At 69.6% G+C, this 19649-nt stretch carries 13 protein-coding genes; 7 read left to right on the top strand and 6 right to left on the bottom strand.

The genetic code is table 11. From position 1 onward, the window contains the following. Positions 1–33: 33 nt before the first annotated feature. Together tpiA and secG are read left to right on the top strand one after the other, a co-directional pair. A complete protein-coding gene (gene tpiA / locus ACO2RJ_RS05660; protein ID WP_423267013.1) occupies positions 34–798 on the top strand; it encodes a triose-phosphate isomerase in 765 nt (254 codons plus the stop codon). Positions 799–896: 98 nt separating this feature from the next. After that, positions 897–1598 carry a preprotein translocase subunit SecG gene (gene secG / locus ACO2RJ_RS05655; protein ID WP_423267012.1) on the top strand — a complete coding sequence of 234 codons (702 nt, stop codon included), beginning with the start codon at positions 897–899 and terminating at the stop codon, positions 1596–1598. Positions 1599–2050: 452 nt separating this feature from the next. Here secG and ACO2RJ_RS05650 read toward each other — a convergent pair whose 3' ends face one another. Then, entirely contained in the window at positions 2051–4744 is a 2694-nt protein-coding gene (locus ACO2RJ_RS05650; protein ID WP_423267011.1) for an Rne/Rng family ribonuclease, read from the bottom strand. Between the two features lie 752 nt (positions 4745–5496). On the opposite strand from ACO2RJ_RS05650, the gene ACO2RJ_RS05645 reads away from it, so the two are divergent. Together ACO2RJ_RS05645 and ACO2RJ_RS05640 are read left to right on the top strand one after the other, a co-directional pair. After that, positions 5497–6711 (top strand): N-acetylmuramoyl-L-alanine amidase, encoded by a 1215-nt coding sequence (locus ACO2RJ_RS05645; RefSeq protein WP_423267009.1) that lies wholly within the window; start codon positions 5497–5499, stop codon positions 6709–6711. Between the two features lie 153 nt (positions 6712–6864). Further along, a complete protein-coding gene (locus tag ACO2RJ_RS05640; protein ID WP_423267008.1) occupies positions 6865–9321 on the top strand; it encodes a penicillin-binding protein 1A in 2457 nt (818 codons plus the stop codon). Positions 9322–9442: 121 nt separating this feature from the next. Here ACO2RJ_RS05640 and ACO2RJ_RS05635 read toward each other — a convergent pair whose 3' ends face one another. Further along, positions 9443–9751, bottom strand: a complete 309-nt coding sequence (locus ACO2RJ_RS05635; protein WP_423267007.1) for an EthD family reductase — start codon at positions 9749–9751, stop codon at positions 9443–9445. 160 nt (positions 9752–9911) lie between these two features. On the opposite strand from ACO2RJ_RS05635, the gene prfB reads away from it, so the two are divergent. Then, a protein-coding gene (prfB, locus tag ACO2RJ_RS05630) for a peptide chain release factor 2 (protein WP_423267006.1) occupies positions 9912–11043 on the top strand; the annotation gives its coding sequence in 2 pieces (ribosomal slippage) (positions 9912–9980 and positions 9982–11043; 1131 coding nt in all). Positions 11044–11047: 4 nt separating this feature from the next. On the opposite strand, the gene ACO2RJ_RS05625 is transcribed toward prfB, so the two are convergent. After that, positions 11048–12250: a M23 family metallopeptidase gene (locus ACO2RJ_RS05625; protein ID WP_423267005.1), complete on the bottom strand. Its 1203-nt coding sequence runs from the start codon at positions 12248–12250 to the stop codon at positions 11048–11050. Positions 12251–12320: 70 nt separating this feature from the next. Further along, complete coding sequence (locus ACO2RJ_RS05620; protein ID WP_423267004.1) at positions 12321–12791, bottom strand: peroxiredoxin; 471 nt, start codon at positions 12789–12791, stop codon at positions 12321–12323. Between the two features lie 124 nt (positions 12792–12915). On the opposite strand from ACO2RJ_RS05620, the gene ACO2RJ_RS05615 reads away from it, so the two are divergent. Further along, complete coding sequence (locus ACO2RJ_RS05615) at positions 12916–16380, top strand: preprotein translocase subunit TatC (RefSeq protein ID WP_423267003.1); 3465 nt, start codon at positions 12916–12918, stop codon at positions 16378–16380. A 17-nt stretch (positions 16381–16397) separates the two neighbouring features. Here ACO2RJ_RS05615 and tyrS read toward each other — a convergent pair whose 3' ends face one another. Then, on the bottom strand, positions 16398–17651 hold the full coding sequence (gene tyrS / locus ACO2RJ_RS05610) for a tyrosine--tRNA ligase (protein ID WP_423267002.1): 1254 nt from the start codon (positions 17649–17651) through the stop codon (positions 16398–16400). Between the two features lie 98 nt (positions 17652–17749). Here tyrS and ACO2RJ_RS05605 point away from each other — a divergent pair, with 98 nt between their 5' ends. Continuing rightward, entirely contained in the window at positions 17750–18844 is a 1095-nt protein-coding gene (locus ACO2RJ_RS05605) for an anhydro-N-acetylmuramic acid kinase (protein WP_423267001.1), read from the top strand. Positions 18845–18851: 7 nt separating this feature from the next. Here ACO2RJ_RS05605 and ACO2RJ_RS05600 read toward each other — a convergent pair whose 3' ends face one another. Next, a complete protein-coding gene (locus tag ACO2RJ_RS05600) occupies positions 18852–19532 on the bottom strand; it encodes an alpha/beta hydrolase (protein WP_423267000.1) in 681 nt (226 codons plus the stop codon). Positions 19533–19649: the final 117 nt, after the last annotated feature.

The following is a 19649-nucleotide window of genomic DNA, read 5'->3' as shown; positions in this document are numbered from 1 at the left end:
GCGCAACGACAACAAAAGGGAGGCTCGAAGCCGATGTCGGACGCCGGTCGCAAGCCGCTGGTCGCGGGCAACTGGAAGATGAACGGCCTCGGCGCCTCGGCGCCGGAGTTCGTGCGGATCGTCGGCGCCTATCAGGGCGGCCTCAAGGACAAGGTCGACCTGATGGTGTTTCCGCCAGCGACGCTGCTCACGAGTTTCGCGAGCGCGACGCGCGGCGCAGGCGTCATGGTCGGCGCCCAGGACTGCCACGCCGAGGCGTCCGGCGCGCACACCGGCGACATATCGGCCGAGATGATCACCGACGCCGGCGGCAAGGCGGTGATCGTCGGCCATTCCGAGCGCCGGGCCGACCATGGCGAGACCGACGCGCAGGTCCGCGCCAAGGCCGAAGCGGCCAAGCGCGCCGGCCTCATCGCCGTCGTCTGCGTCGGCGAGACGGAAGCCCAGCGCACGCAGGGGAGGGCGACCGAGGTCGTGGCAGCCCAGCTCGCCGGCTCGCTGCCGGACGGCGCGACGGGGAAGACGCTGGTCGTCGCCTATGAGCCGGTCTGGGCGATCGGGACGGGCCTTACGCCCACCACCGACGACGTCGCTGAGATGCACGGCTTCATCCGCCAGTCCCTCGCTGAGCGCTTCGGCGCCGAGGCCGACGTGATTCGCGTGCTCTATGGCGGTTCGGTGAAGCCCGGCAACGCCGCCGAACTTCTCGCCGTGAACGACGTCGACGGCGCGCTGGTCGGCGGGGCCAGCCTCAAGGCCGACGATTTTCTGGCGATCGCCCGCGCCGCGGTCCGCTGACCGCTTCCTCGACCGATGAGGTGGCGGCGGCGGACGACGTGGTGTAAACAGCGCGACCGTGCTCCATATGCCGCGTTCCTCCATTTTCATAAAGCGCCATGCAGACCGTTCTCATCGTCATCCATCTCATGATCGTCCTCGCGCTGGTGGTGGTCGTGCTGCTGCAGCGTTCCGAGGGCGGCGCGCTCGGCATCGGCGGCGGCGGCGGCTTCATGGCCGGCCGCAGCAAGGCCAATCCGCTGACGCGGCTGACCTCCTACCTCGCGGCCGGGTTCTTCGCGACGAGCATCGCGCTGACCATTCTCGCGGGCTATGGCGGCGGCTCGGTGTTCGATCGTCTGCAGCCGACCAGCGCCGTGACGCAGCCGGCCGCGGCGCCCGGCGGGCCGCAGGCGCCGCTGGGCTCTGGGCAGGGCGGCATCTTGCCGATGCTCCGCCCGGCCGGCGCGCCGCAACCGCAGACCCCCGGCGGCGCGGCCGGCGCGCCTCCGCAGCCCGGCGCCCAGAGCGCGGAGCCGCCGGCCCCCGCAGTTCCGGGCGCGGAGCCCGCCCCGACGGGCGCGCAGCCGCCGTCTCCGGACGCCGGCGCGCCCGCTGCGGGCGACGCCAACTCGCCCCCCGCTGACGCTGCTCCGGCGGCGCCGCAGGGCGCCGCTCCGGTGACGCCTCAGTCGTCTGATCCGGCGGAATCAAAGTCCGTGGAGCAGCCGCTTCAGGCGCCCGCTCAGGAAACCGCGCCCAAGGAGCTCGAGAAGCCCGGCGGCGGCGGCGGCGCGGCGTCGCCTGAACCCGGCAAGTAGCCGCGACGTCAGCGCGGCTTCGGGCGCGCCGTCCGGTCGCGCCCGTGAATGTTGAGCGGTTTTGGTCGGTCGGCCAGGCGCGCTTTGTCTGAGCGGCGGATCCTGCGCGCCCTGCCGTCCCTGCGACCTGCACCCGCGCTGGCGCGGCCTGCTGCCCCCATGCGGGTCTGAGGCCCTGCGGATCTGGGACGGCTCCGACGCCCTCCCGCCTGCGCCTGCCGCCGGCGTTCCCCTTGGGCGCGGCGAGTTCTCGGACGTCCGTCATTCCGGTGCGAGCGGCGTTCCGGAGGCTGGGCGACCGGCGCCGGCGGCCCCTTCAGCATCGCATCGACTTCACCGCCGGAGCGCCGAGCCGTCTGACCGACGGTCTCGGCAGACATAGAAAAAGGGCCCGGAATACTCCGGGCCCTTTGGCTCATTTCGGCTTGCGGCCGGTCGACGCTTCCGCGCGCTCACCCGCCTTGGGCGCGGCGGCTCCACCAGCCTGTGCGGCGCGGGCCGGCCGCCGCCTCGGGCAGCGGTTCCGCCGCGGGCTGCCGGGGCTGCTCCCCGGCCTCGAGCTTCGCGATCGGCTCCGGCTCCGCGGGCGCCCGCTCCTCGTCGGCCTCGCTCTCGACCTCAGCGTCCTGTTCGGCCTCCGGCGCGCCATCGTCCGTTTTCGCCTCGGGCTGGGCGAGGCGCTCGGGCTCCTCCAGCGCGGCGACGGCCTCCGTCGGCTCGACCGGACGGTCCTCCTCGATCGCCTCGACGACAGCGGCGACCGCTTCGGCGGCCGTCTGCTTCACGATTTCGGCTGCTGGCCCGGCGTCGTCCTCATTCTGGGCATCGGACGAAGCGAGTTCGTCTGACGCTTCGCCCTCGGGACCTCCGCGTCGGTTGCGGCGTCCGCCGCGACGGCCGCGGCGGCGGCGCTTCGCGCCATCCTCGTCGGACTCGTCGTCGCCGCTGTCGGTCGCGACCGGCTCGCCTTCCGCTGCGACCGTCGGCTCCGGCCCCTCGACCGGCTCATGCGGGCCGTCGGTCAGGGTCTCGTCATTCTCGTCGTCCGTCTCGCCGCCGTCCGTCGCAGCCGACTCGTCGCGGTCGCCGTTTCGTCCGCCGCGCCGCCGGCGCCGCCTCCGCCGCCGCCGGCCTCCGCCCTCCAGCCCGTCTTCGTCCGAAGAGGCCGGGGACGACGGCCGCTCGCGCGGCTCCTCGACGTCGACGACCTCCGCCGCGGCGGCGACGACCTCCACCTCCTCGACCTCGTCGAACTCCTCGACCTCGCCGGGATCAATGCTGTCGACGCGAACCTGCGTGACGGGCGCGCGCGCCTGCCCGACCGCGGGCTCGGTGCGCTCGATCGCGCAATGCTGCCCCGCCGGCAGATGCCCGTCCGCCTGAACGATGATCGTGACGCCGAAGCGGCCCTCGATCTCCCGGATGTGCTCGCGCTTCTGGTTCAGCACGTAGAGCGCGACTTCGGCCCGCGTCTTGACCAGGACGTTGCGCGAGGCGTCCTTGCGCAGATGATCCTCGACCATCCGCAGGACATGCAGCGCGACGGAGGGGACCGCGCGGACGGTGCCGACGCCGCTGCAGACCGGGCAGATCTCGCTCGAGCTTTCCAGCACGCCGGTGCGGATGCGCTGGCGCGACATCTCCATCAGGCCGAAGTGCGAGATCCGACCGAGCTGAATGCGCGCGCGGTCGTTCTTCAGGCAATCCTTGAGCTTCTTCTCGACCGCCCGGTTGTTCCGGCTCTCCTCCATGTCGATGAAGTCGATGACGATCAGGCCCGCGAGATCGCGCAGGCGAAGCTGGCGCGAGGCCTCCTCGGCGGCCTCGAGATTGGTCCGGAGCGCCGTGTCCTCGATGTTGTGCTCACGGGTCGACCGACCCGAATTGACGTCGATCGCGACCAGAGCCTCGGTCTGGTTGATGACGATGTAGCCGCCGGACTTCATCGTCACGACGTTCGAGAACATCGCGTCGAGCTGCGTCTCGACGCCCATCTTCGAAAACAGCGGCTGGCTGTCGCGGTAGGGCTGGACGATCTTCGCATGGCTCGGAATGAGCATGCGCATGAAGTCCTTGGCTTCGCGGTAGCCGTCCTCGCCCGAGACGAGGACCTCGTCGATGTCCTTGTTGTAAAGGTCGCGGATCGACCGCTTGATCAGCGATCCCTCCTCATAGACCAGTGTCGGCGCCGTCGACTTCAGCGTGACGTCGCGCACCGTCTCCCACAGGCGCATGAGATATTCGAAGTCGCGCTTGATCTCGGGCTTGGTGCGGCTCGCTCCGGCGGTCCTGAGGATAACCCCCATGCCTTCCGGCACTTCGAGGTCGGAAGCGACTTCCTTCAGGCGCTTGCGGTCGAGCGCGCTGGTGATCTTCCGGGAGATGCCGCCGCCGCGGGCTGTGTTCGGCATCAGCACCGAATAGCGTCCCGCGAGCGACAGATAGGTCGTGAGAGCCGCGCCCTTCGTGCCGCGCTCCTCCTTGACCACCTGCACCAGCAGGATCTGCCGGCGCTTGATCACCTCCTGAATCTTGTAGGAGCGGATGTTGCGGCGATGGCTGCGCTCGGGCAGCTCCTCCAGCGCGTCGCCCGCGCCGATCGACTCGACCGGGTGATCCTCGTCGGCGTGATCGTCGTCGTCGCTCTTGGACGCCTGCTCGTCGACATGCGCCGCCACGGCGGCTTCCGCCTCTTCCGCGTCGGCGCCGGCGAGATCGGCGGCCGGCTCGGCGGACTCCTCCGAGACCGTTTCGGAAACCGCGTCGCCGTCGGCCGGCGACGCCTTGGGGCGCGCACGGCCGCGCCGACGCCGGGCGACGGCCGCCGGCTTCTCCTCGGCGGTCTCCTCGTCGCGGATCGCCTTCTCTTCCTCGGCGATCAGCGCCTGACGATCCGCGACCGGGATCTGGTAGTAGTCGGGGTGGATTTCGCTGAAGGCGAGGAAACCGTGGCGGTTGCCGCCATATTCGACGAACGCCGCCTGAAGCGACGGTTCGACCCGCGTCACCTTGGCGAGATAGATGTTCCCGCGAAGCTGCTTGCGGCTGGCGCTCTCGAAGTCGAATTCCTCGACTTTCGAGCCGCGGACGACGACCACCCTGGTCTCCTCGGAGTGGGTGGCGTCGATGAGCATTTTGTTGGCCATTTACGGAACTCGTGTCGGCGGCCGAGCGGGCCGCCTCCCGCCGTGAACGGCGGAGAGGACGGGGCGCTCAAGGCGCGGGATCGGCGCTCGGCGGCGGTTGGACGGGAAGTGCCTGCGCGACGCGACCCTGCCGCTGGAACAGCGGCGCGCGTCGTCGGCTGACGCCGGCGGAGCCGGCGGAACAAGGCCCGGTGCGAAGCGAAAGCGGCGTCAGTCGCCGTGCGCATGCTCCGGTAAACCTCGCAATGTCTGGACGCCCGGAACGTGACCGGCGGCGTCGGAAGATGGATACGGCCCGGACCATGTTTCCGGACGCCCAGCGTCGCCGAAGCTTCTCCGAGGACCCCGAACGGGTCGCGACGGATCGCAAGGGGCTTCGCGGCCGCGGGCCGGTCCGACGTCGTTCCGGCTGCGCCGCAGGCCTCGCCCTGAAACGAATGTGTCGGGCTGGCGCGCTACGCTCGGAACGGCGCTTCGAGAGCCGCGGAGACGGATGAGTCGCAAAAGGGACTCGATTCCGCATCGACGTGAGCAGGGGTTTTGTACCGGACGAGACGGCGCCTTGACAAGCGCCATGCCCAATGTCGGTCCAGAACCGCCTCACCGCTCCCTTTTGCGGCGACTGACGCCTTTCGGACACGTCCCGCTACGGGATTGGAGCTCTGGTTTATCGGGAGTTAACCAGACCGCCGTAACACGCTAGATGAGACGCGGAAGTCCGCGCCGTTCGGGGAGGGACGCACGGTCCTGACATGATTCGTCCGTCGCTCATCGCAGCCCTCCTGCTGACGGCCGCTCTGCTCGCGCCGGCGCCGCCTGCGCGCGCCGAATCCGGCGCCGCCGGGCGGCCGGTCGCCACCGACGCGCGGCTGGTGGGAGACGACGCCCGCACGCGGCTCATCATCGATCTGAGCGCCTCCGCCGACATCAAGGCCTTCACTCTGGCCGACCCCTATCGCGTGGTCATCGACCTTCCGGAGATCAGCTTCCAGCTTCCGGAGGCCGCCGGGCGCGAGGGCAGGGGGCTCGTCAGCGCCTACCGCTTCGGGGTCCTGGCGCCGGGACGATCGAGAATCGTGGTGGACGTGAAGCGGCCGGTGGCGATCGACAAGGCGTTCGTGCTCGACGCGGTGGAGGGCCAGCCGGCGCGCCTCGTGCTCGACCTCACCCCCAGCGATCGGAAGACCTTCCTGCAGTCGCGCGCCGCGCGCGAAGGAGACCCGACCGGCGCGATCGCCTCGACGGCGCCTCCCAAGACGAACGACCTGCCGGTCGTCGTCATCGATCCCGGTCATGGCGGCGTGGATCCCGGCGCTTCCGGACCGCAGGGGGCGAGCGAGAAGGAGATCGTCTTCGAGTTCGCCAAGCGACTGAAAGAGAAGATCGAAGCCGGGGGCGAGCGACGCGTCGTGCTCACGCGCGACGACGACACCTTCGTGTCGCTTCCCGGGCGCGTGAAGATCGCCCGCGACAACGCAGCCGCCCTGATGATCTCCATTCACGCCGACACGCTCCAGGACCCGTTCGGCGTCCGCGGCGCGACGGTCTACACACTGTCCGGGAAGGCCTCCGACAAGGAGGCGGCGAAGCTCGCCGACAAGGAGAACCGCGCCGACCTGATCGCGGGGCTCGATCTGTCCGACGAACCGGAGGAGGTCGCGGGCATCCTCTTCGAGCTCGCCCGCCGGGAGACGAGCGCCTTCACCGCGCAGTTCGCCAAGGGGCTGGTGCGCGAACTGAAGAAGGCGGCGAAGCTCAACAAGAATCCTCTGCGCTCCGCCGGTTTCCGCGTGCTGAAAGCGCCTGACGTGCCGTCGGTGCTGCTTGAACTCGGCTACCTGTCGAGCAAGGAGGACGCGAAACTCATGATGTCCGAGGCGTGGCGGGAGCAGGCGACCCAGGCGGTCGCCGAGGCGGTCGATCGCTACTTCGCGACCCGTATCGCGCAGGGCACACCGGGACGCTGAAACACGGCGGAGCTTGAGTCTCGCCGCATATTCTCCACAAAGCGGACCGATCCCGTGCCATAGCAAGAGCGCGGGTACGCTTCCAGGCGGTCGCGTCGGGGGCGTTTATGAGCCGGGCGCACGCTCGCCTCTCAATTCATTCGCGAGGTCCGCGTGCGGCTGCTGGTTCGATTCATCGGCTTCCTGTTCGCGACCGGAGCGATCCTCGCGATCGTGGCCGCGGCGGGCGTCGGCTTCTTCGTCTATAAGTATTCGCGCGAACTGCCGGATTACGAGCAGCTCTCGAATTACGAGCCGCCGATCATGACGCGGCTGCACGCCAACGACGGGCGTCTGATCGCGGAATACGCCAAGGAGCGCCGGCTGTTTCTGCCCATCCAGGCGGTCCCGAAGCGTACAATCAACGCGTTCCTGTCAGCGGAAGACAAGAGTTTCTACGAACATGGCGGCCTGGACTTCGCCGGCATCGCCCGAGCCGCGCTGTCGAACTTCCAGAACGCCGGCCGGCGGCCGCAGGGCGCCTCGACGATCACGCAGCAGGTCGCCAAGAACTTCCTGCTGACGAACAAGCAGGACTACGAGCGCAAGTTCAAGGAAGCGCTGCTCTCGCTCCGGATCGAGCAGACCTACTCCAAGGACCGCATCCTCGAGCTCTATCTCAACGAGATCTATTTCGGCCTCGGCGCCTATGGGGTGGCCGCGGCCGCGCTCGTCTATTTCGACAAGTCGGTCAACGAGCTCGACCTCGCCGAATGCGCCTATCTCGCGGCGCTGCCCAAGGCCCCGAACAACTACCACCCCTTCCGCTATCCCGAGCGCGCGATCGAGCGCCGCAACTGGGTGATCGACCGCATGGTCGAGAACGGCGCCGCGACCCGCGAGGAGGGCGACGCCGCGAAGAAGGAGCCGCTCGACGTCAAGCCGCGGTCGACGGGCACGCAGCTCGCGGCGAGCGAGTACTTCAACGAGGAGGTCCGCCGGGCCCTCTACGAGCGTTACGGGGAAAAGGGCCTCTATGAAGGCGGCCTTTCCGTGCGCACCACGCTCGACCCGAAGCTGCAGGCGCTCGCCCGCACGACGCTGAGCTCAGGTCTGGTGTCGTTCGACGAACAGCGCGGATGGCGAGGGGCGGAACGCCAGATCGACCCGCGCGGCGACTGGGGAACCGCGCTCGCCGAGATCCCGGCCTATGGCGACATCCTGCCGTGGCGGCTCGCCGTGGTGCTCGACAACGGCGCCAACGAGGCTTCAATCGGCCTGCAGCCGCACCGCGACAAGGGCGGAGCGCTGCCCCGGGAGCGCGAGACCGGCACCTTGCCGATCGAAGGCGTGCGCTGGGCGAAATGGGCCAAGGGACCAGAGCGCGGCCGCGCGGTGAAGAGCGTGTCGCAGATCGTGAAGGCCGGCGACGTCGTCTATGTCGAACCGCTGAAGGAAGGTTCGTCCGAGTATCGCCTGCGGCAAATCCCGGAGATCTCGGGCGGCCTGGTCGCTATGGACCCGTTCACGGGCCGGGTGCTCGCGCTCGCCGGCGGATTCTCCTACGACGAGAGCCAGTTCAACCGCGCCACCCAGGCGCTCCGCCAGCCCGGCTCGTCGTTCAAGCCGTTCATCTACGCGGCGGCGCTCGACAATGGCTACACCCCGTCCTCGGTCGTGCTCGACGCGGCGATCGAGATCGATCAGGGGCCCGGCATCGGCGTCTGGCGCCCCGAGAACTACGGCAAGAAATTCTATGGCCCCCAGACCCTGCGCTTCGGCATCGAGAAGTCGCGCAACGTCATGACGGTGCGGCTCGCCCAGGACATGGGCATGCCGCTGATCTCCGAATACGCCAAACGCTTCGGCGTGATGGACGATCTGCCGCCCTTCCTGTCGATGGCCCTCGGCGCCGGCGAGACCTCCGTGCTTCGGATGACGGCCGCCTACGCCATGTTCGCCAATGGCGGCAAGCGCATCACGCCGACCACGATCGACCGAATCCAGGATCGGACCGGCAAGACGATCTACCGCCACGACGACCGGCAGTGCGTGGGCTGCACGGCGACCGCGTGGGCGCATCAGGACGAACCCAAACTGATCGACGCCCGCGAACAGGTGCTCGATCCGATGACCGCCTATCAGATCACCTCGATGATGGAGGGCGTCGTCCTGCGCGGCACGGCGACGGGGGTGAAGGCCGTGGGCCGCCCGATCGCCGGCAAAACCGGCACGACCAATGACTACAAGGACGCCTGGTTCGTCGGCTTCTCGCCGGATCTCGTGGTCGGCGTCTATCTCGGCTACGACAAGCCCCGCTCCATGGGCGACGGCGAGACCGGCGGCGCGGTCGCGGCGCCGGTGTTCACCGACTTCATGAAGGTGGCGCTCGCCGATAAGCCGCCCACCCCGTTCCGCGTGCCGCCGGGCATCAAGCTGATCCGCATCAACCCGTCGACCGGCATGCGCGCGTCGGGAGGGAAGGTCATCCTCGAGGCGTTCAAGCCGGGCACGGCCCCGCCGGACAGCTATTCGATCATCGGACAAGCCGGCGGCAGATCGGATCGCCCGCAGTCGGTGACGCCCGAAGCCGACCGCGCGGTGCGCTCGGGAACCGGGGGCCTCTACTGAGCGAGCCGGAGACGCGGGGCGAGATCGACCGCGTGTAGCGCCTCCGTCGATCCGCCAACGCGGTCGGGCGCCGATGGAGGCCGCCCGCGCGCCGAGGGGGACGGCCTCCGAGCGACGACGGTCAGCCGTCGGTGGCGTCGATCACGGCGATGGTCGGAGCGTCGGGCGAGTAGTTGGGGATGTCGGCGACTGCGGCCTGGCCTTCGGGCGAGGCGAGCGCGGCGCCCAGGGCGTCCTTGCTCTCCCACGTGCCGACAAAGATCCAGAAATAGGGACCCTCGCCGCCGTCCGGACCTGTCGAGGGCCCGAAGCTGTGGCTCTTGAGGCCCGGCATCTTCGCCACGAGCGGAACATGGGTGTTCCGGAAATAGGAGTCGAACTGCGCGGGGTCCTGGGGCTTGGGATACATGACGACGAGTTTCGTGCTCACGTGCGGTTCCTTCCGAAGGATCGATCGATGCGGCTCTCTTTACGCCGCGCAAGCCGCCACATAGGGCGGCTGGTCCCGCCGTCGCCGGTTTACAGCGGCGCCTGACGTGGGCTAACAGTCGCGGCCCGTTCAGCTTCCGCCGAAAGCCGTCGCTTCGCCCATGCGCGCCGAAATCGAAACCCTCGTTCAGGACATCGAGCAGTCAGTCGGGCTGCTGAGGAGGCATCTTTGACTGGGACGCCGCGCAGTCCCGTCTCGAAGAGCTGAACGACGCCGCCGAGGACCCTGCGCTCTGGGAGGACCCGGCGCGCGCGCAGAAGGTCATGCAGGAGCGCGGCGCGCTGGACGACTCCATGAGCGGGGTCGTGCGCATCGAGCGCGAGCTCAAGGACAATCTGGAGCTGATCGAACTCGGGGAGATGGAGGGCGACGAGGGCGTCGTCGCCGAGGCCGAGAAGGCGCTGCAGGCGCTGAAGGACGAGGCGGCGCGGCGTCAGCTCGAATCGCTGCTCTCGGGCGAGGCCGACGGCTTCGACACCTTCCTCGAAGTGCACCCCGGCGCCGGCGGAACGGAAAGCCAGGACTGGGCCGAGATGCTGCTGCGGATGTACACCCGCTGGGCGGAACGGCGCGGCTTCAAGATCGACGTCATCGACCATCAGAACGCCGAGCAGGCGGGCATCAAGTCCGCCACCCTTCAGATCAAGGGCCACAACGCCTATGGCTGGCTGAAGACCGAGGCCGGCGTTCACCGCCTGGTGCGCATCTCGCCCTTTGACTCGAACGCGCGCCGCCAGACGAGCTTCGCCTCGATCGACGTCTATCCCGTGATCGACGACACCATTAAAATCGAGATCAACGAAAGCGACGTGCGCACCGACGTGATGCGCTCCGGCGGCGCCGGCGGCCAGCACGTCAACAAGACGGAGTCCGCCGTCCGACTCGTCCACATTCCGACTGGCATCATGGTGGTGAGCCAGGGCGATCGCTCGCAGCACAAGAACCGGGCGACGGCCTGGGACGTGTTGCGCGCCAAGCTCTACGAGCGTGAGCTGAAGATCCGCGAGGAGCAGGCCGCCGCCGATCAGGCCGCCAAGACCGACATCGGCTGGGGCCACCAGATCCGCTCTTACGTGCTGCAGCCCTATCAGCTGGTGAAGGACCTCCGGACGGGCCACACCTCGACCTCGCCGCAGGACGTGCTCGACGGCGATCTCGACGGCTTCATGGAGGCGACGCTGGCGCAGCGCGCCTATGGCGGGGCGCCCGAGAGCGTCGAGGACGCCGACTGAGGGTTCAGTCGGCCGAGACGAGGATGCTGCCGGCGCGCAGGAAGCGCAGGGGATCGACCGCTTCGCCGTCGATCCGGGTCTCATAGTGCAGATGCGGGCCCGTCGAGCGGCCGGTCGAGCCGACGCGGCCGAGCGTCGAACCGGGCTTCACGTCCTGGCCGATTTCGACGGCGATCGACGACATGTGGCCGAACCGCGTCGTCAAGCCTCCGCCATGGTCGATCTCGACCATGTTGCCGTAGCCGCCGCTGGGGCCGGCCGCGATCACGCGGCCCGCGGCGGTCGCCCGGACGGGCGACCCGAACGTCTCTTCGAAATCGAGACCGGCGTGATAGGCCGGCCGTCCCAGGAACGGATCGGGGCGGACGCCGAACCCGCTGGAGATGGACGCGCCGGGCGCCGGCGTGCGGATCGGCGCGCGGTCGAGACCGCGGTCGAGCGCGTGCACGAGGTCGCGCTCGGCGGCCACCTGGGCGGCCTTGGCCTCGAAGCTCAGCGCCCGGGCCGGAGCCGGCTCATAGGGGCCGCCGCGCGCCCTGCCGTCGGCCGGAGGGGTAGGCTTCCGAAGACCGGCGGCGTTGTAGACGCGCTCGAGTTTGACACGTCGGACGGCGGTCTTCTGCGCGATGTCGTTGAGAGCGCGGGCCTGGCGGAGCTCCAGAGCGTCGAGCGAGGCGGCGAGGGCGTCCGGGGACTTGGCCTCGGTTCTCAGCCCCTCCGCGGGCGACTCGACATCCTCGAGCGATTCGAGCGGCTGATCGAGCGGCGTCGGCTTCAGCGAATTTCCATAGGCCGGCTGGACGGCGAGCGGCGCCGCAGACGGCGCTCCGGCGCCGAGATCGGCCAGCTTCGTTTGCCGCTGCTCCAGCGCCTCCTGCCGGCGGGCGAGGTCGCCGAGGCGGTCCTCGACTCCGGCGCGTTCGACCATCCGGCGGGTGCGGGAGCGTTCGAGCTCGTCCTTCAGGACGGCGATCTGGGCCTCGTAGCCCTGCGCGGTCGCCTTCGCGTTGCTGCGCAACGCGGCGACGACGGCGTCGTGAAACAGGATGTACCCGCCCGCGGCGAACGACCAGGCAGCCAACAGGACGACCGCTATGCCCAGCGCCGCGACGCCGTGCCGGGGCAGGCGGACCGCGGTCCGACGCCCCCCGCGCTCGAACACGATCCGATCGGTCGCGGCGCTTTGGGCATGCGGATCGATCGGCATCGGCTCCCCCAGATCAGGTGGGGAGATTTTGAGGGCGTTAGGGTTAATCCCGCGATAACGAGCGGCTGGTTCAGAGCGCCTGTGCGGCCGCAAGGACCTCCTCGGCATGCCCGGGCACGCGCACCTTCGTCCACACGCGGACGATTCTGCCCTCTCGGTCGATCAGCACCGTCGTGCGCTCCACGCCCATATACTTTCGACCGTACATGCTCTTTTCGACCCAAACGCCGTAGGCCTCCAGCGCCTGGCGCTCCTCGTCAGCGGCAAGGTCCAGACCGAGGTCGTATTTCCGGCGGAACTTGTCGTGGCTGGCGACGCTGTCGGGCGACACGCCGATCACGGTCGTCGCGGCCTCGGTGAAAGCCGGCTTCAAGCGACTGAAATCCTTGGCCTCGACGGTGCAGCCCGGGGTGTCGTCCTTCGGATAGAAATACAGCACGACCGCCTGTCCCTTGAGGTCGGCCAAGCTGACGACGCCGCCGCCTGAGGCGGGCAGCGTGAACTCCGGCGCCGCCGAACCGACCGTGAGCGCGCTCGTCATTGTCTGATATCCCCCTTATTCATCAGAACGCCGGCATGGTCCGGCATTGCTATACCGCACATAGTGACCCGCTTGGCGCCAGCGCCGAATCGGCGGCTCGATGGAGGAGACCTAACCGCGCCCCATGGCGGATCCTGCCCGAAAGCATCGCCTCTCCCGCGTACGGTCGGCCGCTCTCCCCTGGATCGGCCGTTCGCGCGAACCTGCGCGCGCCGACGGGCTGCCGGCCTCGCCCGCCGCGACGCCGCGGCGGCTGGTCGGGCTGGTCGGCGCGGGGGTCTTCGCTCTGATCCTGGTGATCGGCGCCGCATGGCTCGCTATCCAGCATATGCCGCTGCCGGCCTCGCAGGTGATTCCTCGGGTCAAGACGGCGATCGAGCAGCGGCTGGGCCCCGACTACGCGGTCGCGATCGAGGACGCCGAGCTGCATCGCGGGGCGGCCGGAATCGAGCTCAGGCTGGTCGATCTCGAGATCGCGAAGGCTGGCGGCGGGCCCGTGATCGCGAGCGTGCCCCGCGCCGAGCTCAATCTCGACGGGCTCGGACTTTTCGGCGGCGACGTCGGCGTGACCTCCGTCCATCTGACGAACCCGAAGCTCGACATGCGCCTCGACGTGACCATGGACGCCGCGTCGAAGAATTCCGACCTGCCGAGCCGCATCCTCGCCGCCGTTGGTGATCTGGACCGTCTGCTGGGGGCGGACGGCGCGGCGGGCGCATTGCAGGAGGTCGTGGTGAACGGCGCCACGCTCGTCGTGGCTTCGCAGAGCCGCGCGCCCCTGGCGCTCGACGGCGTGGATCTGCGTCTCTCGCGCGGCGCAGGGGGCTCCATCGCGCTGACGACGTCGTCGTCGCGTCCGGGCGACCGCTGGACGACGGCCGTGACGGTCACCGCGCCCGCCGACGACAAGGCCCGCACCGTCGATCTCGGGCTGGAGAACGTCGATCTCGCGCCGTACTCGGCCCCGCTGGCCGAGAAGGCCGGCGCTTCCCCGATCACCGGTCGTGTGTCGGGCCATTTCAGCGCCCGGATCGGCGCCGACGGGCGGCTGCTGGCAGGAGACGGACGGCTGGACGGGCGCGCGATCGTCGTGGCGATGCCAGGCCCCGCCGTAGAGACCGGCGGACCTCCACGCAGCGTCGCCATAGACCGCATTCAGCTCGCGCTCGGCTGGGACGCCGCCTCCCGCACCTTGAAGATAGAGCCCTCCCAGCTCAGAAGCCGCGGCGGCCAGATGAGCTTCACCGGCGCGTTCTCCGCCCCCCAGCGTCCCGGCGCGCCCTGGCTCGCCACGTTCGACGGGCGCGACGTCCTGCTGGCGAGCGAGCGGGCCGGCGAAGCTCCGCTTCGGCTCGACCGCATCGGCATCGCGGCGAGCTTCGACCCGACCGCCGGCGCGCTCGAGATCAGCAAGGCGGAGTTTCTCGGACCGACCGCCAAGGCGGCGGCCTCCGGATCGGTGCGATTCGAAGGCGCGAGCCCCGCGATCCGGCTCGGACTGGTCAGCGACCCCATGCCGTCCTCCGCGGTCAAGCGGCTGTGGCCGTTCTTTCTGGCGTCGTCGGTGCGCGAGTGGGTGATCGACAATGTGGGAGCCGGGCGGATCGACGGCGTGTCGCTGACGATCGACGTTCCGGCGGGCGCGCTTGCGACGCTCGGCCCGCACGATCCGCTGCCAGACGGCTCTATGGCGTTGGAGGTGCTGTTTTCGGAGGGATCTCTGCGCGGAGGGGCCGACATGCCCTGGATCGAGGGCGCGAGCGGGCGCGTCGACGCGACGGCGCGAACGGTCGTCGCCACGGTGAACGAGGGCTATGTCGCCGGCCTCGGCGAGGAGGGACCCGTTACGATCAGGGACGCCCGGTTCACCGTGCCGGATCTCGCGCCGCGGATGCCAAAGGCGCAGCTGACGCTCAAGGCGGACGGGTCGCTCCGGCGGGCGCTGTCGATGGTCGCCTCGGGCGCCTTCGGGCCCAGTCCCGTGCCGGCGCTGATCGACGTCGCCAAAGTCAGCGGAAAGGTGGCGGCGGACGTGACGGCGGGCTTCGAATTGGGGCACGCCCCGGGAGACGCTCCGAAGCCGCAGGTGCGGGTGTCCGCCCAACTCAGCGACGTGAGGATCGCCGACGTCTTCGCCGGCCGTGATTTCGAGAAGGGAAGCTTCCGCCTGGAAGCCGCCGATGGTCCGCCGACGCTCGTCGGAAAGGGGGTCGTCAGCGGAGCGCCGGCGACCGTCGCCGTCAGCGGGACGCCCGGGACCGCAACCGCTCCGGCCCGCCGCAAGCTCGCCGTCGCTCTCACCGCCGACGCCGGCGACCTGACGAGGCTCGGCCTCGACGTGCCCGGCTCGATCACCGGCTCGGTTCCCCTGACGGCGGATTTCGCGCTCGACGAACCCGGGGCGCCGTTCGCGGTGAAGGCGGACCTGACAACCGTCGGCATCGACGGGCTGGTGCCAGGGTTCCGGAAGCCGGCGGGTAAGGCCGGCCGTCTCGGCTTCATTGTCGAAAAGACGGCGGAGCGCACGCAGATCAAGGACTTCGCGCTCGAAAGCGGCGACCGCGGCGTGCGCGGGACCATCGAGTTCGGCCCCAAGGGAGATCTGATCGCCGCGACTCTGCCGATCTACAGGCCGGCGCCCGGAGACGACGCCAAGGTCGACATCGATCGGACGAAGGGCGGCGTCACGAAGGTCGCCGTGCAGGGCGCGGCGCTCGACCTCAAGCCGCTTCTCGACGCGGCGCGCGGCAAGTCGTCCGGAGGCGCCCGGACGAAGGCGAGCGACGCCGGCTCCGCCCCGAAAAACCTCGACGTCTCGGCCAAGCTGGGGACCGGGCTCGGCTATGGCGACGAAGCCGTGGCCGGCCTCGACATCAAGCTCGCGGTGCGCGACGGCAAGGTGACCGACGCCGACGGCGCCGGCCGGATCGGAGCCGGGGCGATCCGCATCGCGACGGGCGAGGGCGGTCGGCTGAATCTGGCCGGAGGCGACGCCGGCGCCTTCTTCCGCTTCGCCGACCTCTATGGCCGGATCGACGGCGGCGTGTTCGACCTCGCCGCGTCGCTGTCCGGAGGCCCCGGCGTTCTCAGGATCCGCGATTTCAGCGTTCTCAACGAGACGACCCTGGACAGGGTCAGCCAGACCACCGGCGCGGATCGCGAAGCTCCGGCTGCGGCCCGGGGCGCGACGAAATTTTCGCGGCTGCGCGTCGCGTTCGTGCAAGGCGGCGGCGTGGTCAAGGTGAACGAGGCCACCGTCTACGGCCCGACCCTCGGCGCGACGCTGGAGGGCTCGGTCAACTACGCCGCCAACAAGGTGGATCTCGTCGGCACCTTCGTGCCGATCTACGCGCTGAACAATCTGCTCAGCCGCGTGCCGCTGATCGGCGAACTGCTCGGCGGCGGCAAGAACGGCGGACTGGTCGGGGTGACCTTCCAGGTCAAGGGGCCGACGACCGCGCCCACCGTGACGGTGAACCCGATGTCCGCCGTCGCGCCGGGCTTCCTGCGGCGCATGTTCGAATATCGCCAGGAAGGCCAGGCGAGCGACCCGGCCACCGGAGCGACCTCGCGCGAGACGGCGCAGTAGGTCGACGCGGCCGCCCGTCAGCGAGGGCGCAGGAGGACGTGCTTCTTCTTGCCGACCGACAGCTTGATCACCCCTTCCGGCGTCAGGTCCCGGTCGGAGAGGGCGGCCCGGTCGTCGACGACCGGCGCGTCGTTGACCCGTAGGCCGCCGCCCTTCACCAGACGCCGCGCCTCGCCGTTGGAGGCGGCGAGGCCAGCGGTCACGAACAGGCCGAGCACGCCGAGCCCCTGGGAGAGCGAACCGGCGTCGATCTCGACCGTCGGCAGCGTCTCCGCGAGCGCGCCCTCTTCGAACGTCTTGCGGGCCGTCGCCTCCGCCTCTTCGGCCGCGGCGCGGCCATGGACGATCGCCGTCGCCTCCGTGGCCAAAATCTTCTTGGCGTCGTTGACCTCCGCGTCCCTCAGCGCGCCGAGACGTTCAATCTCGGCGAGCGGCAGATCCGTGAACAGCTTGAGGAAGCGCACGACGTCGGCGTCGTCGACGTTTCGCCAGTACTGCCAGAAGGCGAAGGGCCCGGTCATGTCGGCGTTCAGCCACACCGCCCCGCCGGCGGTCTTGCCCATCTTGGCGCCGGACGCCGTGGTGATCAGCGGGCAGGTGACGGCGAACAGCTGCTTGCCGTCGACCCGTCTCCCGAGCTCGATGCCGTTGACGATGTTGCCCCACTGGTCCGAGCCGCCCATCTGGAGCCGGCAGCCGTAGCGGCGATTGAGCTCCAGGAAGTCGTAGGCCTGCAGGATCATGTAGTTGAATTCGAGGAATGAGAACGGCTGGTCCTGATCGAGCCGGCTCTTCACGCTGTCGAAGCTCAGCATGCGGTTGACCGAGAAGTGCCGGCCGATCTCGCGCAGGAACGGCACATATTCCAGCCGGTCGAGCCAATCCGCGTTGTCGACCATCACAGCGTCGGTCGCACCGTCTCCGAAGGCGACGAACTGCGTGAAGACCGCCTTGATCGTCTCCTTATTGGCGGCGATCTGCGCGTCGTCGAGCAAAGGGCGCTGCTCGTTGCGGAACGACGGGTCGCCGATCTTGGTGGTGCCGCCGCCCATCAGCACGATCGGCCGGTGGCCGGACTGCTGGAGCCGGCGCAGCATCATGATGTTCGCCATATGCCCGACATGCAGGCTCGGCGCTGTGAGGTCGTAGCCGATATAGGCCGTGACCGGGCCTTCAAGCGCGAGCGCGTCGAGCGCGTCCGGGTCGGAGATCTGGTGGATCTGGCCGCGCTCGTCGAGCAGGCGCAGCAGGTCGGAACGGTAGGCGGTCATAACGGGAAGCTCGATCGACGGTCTTGGCGGGGCGGCCGCTGTGTAGCAGGTTCGCGCATCGAATCCACGGGCAGGCGTCCGTAGAGGGGACCTGCGGCATGCGCGCGATCGGACTGATGAGCGGGACGTCCTTCGACGGCGTCGACGTCGCGCTGGTCGAGACCGACGGCGAGCGCATCGAGCGCTTCGGCCCGACCGGCTACCACCCCTACGATCCACCCGAGCGGGCGGTGCTGGCGCGCGCTCTCGGCGACGCCGCCGGCCTGACCGACCGCGCCGCGCGGCCCGGCGCGCTTGCGCTCGCCGAAGCGATCGTCAACGGCGCCCACCGGCTGGCGGTCGAGAGCTTCCTGTCCGGCAACGACATCGCGGCGTCCGGGATCGACGTCATCGGGTTTCACGGCCAGACCGTGCTGCACCGGCCGGAAGCGGGGCTCACCGTCCAGATCGGCGACGGCCCGGCGCTGGCGCGCGCGCTCGGACGGCAGGTGGTCTATGACTTCCGCGCCGCCGACGTCGCGGCAGGAGGGCAGGGCGCGCCGCTGGCGCCGACCATTCACCCCGTGCTGATCCGCGATCTCGACCTGCCGCGGCCGGTCGCCGTGCTCAATCTCGGCGGAGTCGGCAACGTCACCTTCATCGGCGCGGACGGCGAACTGATCGCCTTCGACACCGGGCCGGCGAACGCGCTCATGGACGACCGGCTGTGTCGCGAGACCGGGCAGCCTTACGATTCGGACGGCGCGATCGCGGCGGCGGGGCGGGTGGACGAGACGATCCTCGACCGGCTGATGGCGCACCCCTATTTCGATGCGCCGCCGCCGAAGTCGCTCGACCGCAACGCCTTCGACGCCCGGCCGACCGACGCTCTCGCCCTCGCCGATGCGCTCGCCACGCTCGCCGCCTTCACGGCGCGGTCGGTCGCGAGCGGGGCGGCGCGGCTGCCGCAGCCTCCGAAGCTCTGGATCGTGGCCGGCGGAGGCGCGAAGAACCCGACGCTGCTCGCCATGCTGAGGCGTGAGCTGACGGGGGACGTGACCACGGCCGACGCCGTCGGTCTGTCCGGAGACGCGTTGGAGGCGCAGGCCTTCGCGGTGCTCGCCGTGCGCAGCCTGAAGGGGCTGCCGCTCACTTATCCCGGCACGACCGGCGCGCCGCGCCCGATGACGGGCGGCGTGCTCGCGCGGCCGTAAGCCGTGATCAGGCGGCGGTGGCGCCGCCTTCAGGGAGGGCGTCGCCGGTCGGTCCGAGGCGCTTGTCGAGATAGGCGTTGATCTCGACCATCAGCTCTTCGATGCGATTCTCGAAGAAGTGGTTCGCGCCGGGGATGATCGACTGGTCGATGATGATGCCCCTCTGCGTCTTCAGCTTCTCGATCAGCGTCTGGACGTCCTTCATCGGCGCGACGCGGTCCTGGTCGCCATGGACGAACAGGCCCGACGAGGGGCAGGGCGCGAGGAACGAGAAGTCGAAGCGGTTCGCGGGCGGCGCGACCGAGATGAAGCCCTCCACCTCCGGCCGGCGCATCAGCAGCTGCATGCCGATCCACGCGCCGAACGACACGCCGGCGATCCAGCAGGCGCGGGCGTCGAGGTTGAGGCTCTGCGCCCAGTCGAGCGCGGAGGCCGCGTCCGAAAGCTCCCCGGAGCCATGGTCGAAATTGCCCTGGCTGCGGCCGACGCCGCGGAAATTGAAGCGGAGGACCGAGAAGCCGCGGTTCAGGAACGCGTAATAGAGGTTGTAGACGATCTGGTTGTTCATCGTGCCCCCGAACTGGGGGTGCGGGTGCAGGATGAGCGCGATCGGCGCGCGGCGGCGCTTGGCGGGATGGTAGCGGCCTTCGAGCCGGCCGGCGGGTCCGCTGAAGATCACCTCGGGCATATCGGGTCCTTGAAACTGGAGCGCCCTGGCGGGGCGCGTCTGGGCTACCGGGACCGCGGCTCTCTCGGAGCGACGTGTCGGGCGGGCCGCCTTGCGCAATAGATCGGCTGTCTCTAG

The organism is Hansschlegelia sp. KR7-227 (assembly GCF_049446035.1).
In the GTDB taxonomy this organism is placed as follows: Bacteria; Pseudomonadota; Alphaproteobacteria; order Rhizobiales; family Methylopilaceae; genus Methylopila.
This window is presented reverse-complemented; position numbering and strand designations above follow the sequence as displayed.

Excerpts from the sequence above, each read along its gene's own strand:
- ACO2RJ_RS05605 (WP_423267001.1), top strand. The coding sequence starts at position 17,750 with ATGCGCGCGATCGGACTGATGAGCGGGACGTCCTTCGACGGCGTCGAC.
- ACO2RJ_RS05650 (WP_423267011.1), bottom strand. The coding sequence starts at position 4,744 with ATGGCCAACAAAATGCTCATCGACGCCACCCACTCCGAGGAGACCAGG.
- ACO2RJ_RS05615 (WP_423267003.1), top strand. The coding sequence starts at position 12,916 with ATGGCGGATCCTGCCCGAAAGCATCGCCTCTCCCGCGTACGGTCGGCC.
- tyrS (WP_423267002.1), bottom strand. The coding sequence starts at position 17,651 with ATGACCGCCTACCGTTCCGACCTGCTGCGCCTGCTCGACGAGCGCGGC.
- ACO2RJ_RS05620 (WP_423267004.1), bottom strand. The coding sequence starts at position 12,791 with ATGACGAGCGCGCTCACGGTCGGTTCGGCGGCGCCGGAGTTCACGCTG.
- ACO2RJ_RS05600 (WP_423267000.1), bottom strand. The coding sequence starts at position 19,532 with ATGCCCGAGGTGATCTTCAGCGGACCCGCCGGCCGGCTCGAAGGCCGC.
- ACO2RJ_RS05645 (WP_423267009.1), top strand. The coding sequence starts at position 5,497 with ATGATTCGTCCGTCGCTCATCGCAGCCCTCCTGCTGACGGCCGCTCTG.
- tpiA (WP_423267013.1), top strand. The coding sequence starts at position 34 with ATGTCGGACGCCGGTCGCAAGCCGCTGGTCGCGGGCAACTGGAAGATG.
- ACO2RJ_RS05625 (WP_423267005.1), bottom strand. The coding sequence starts at position 12,250 with ATGCCGATCGATCCGCATGCCCAAAGCGCCGCGACCGATCGGATCGTG.
- secG (WP_423267012.1), top strand. The coding sequence starts at position 897 with ATGCAGACCGTTCTCATCGTCATCCATCTCATGATCGTCCTCGCGCTG.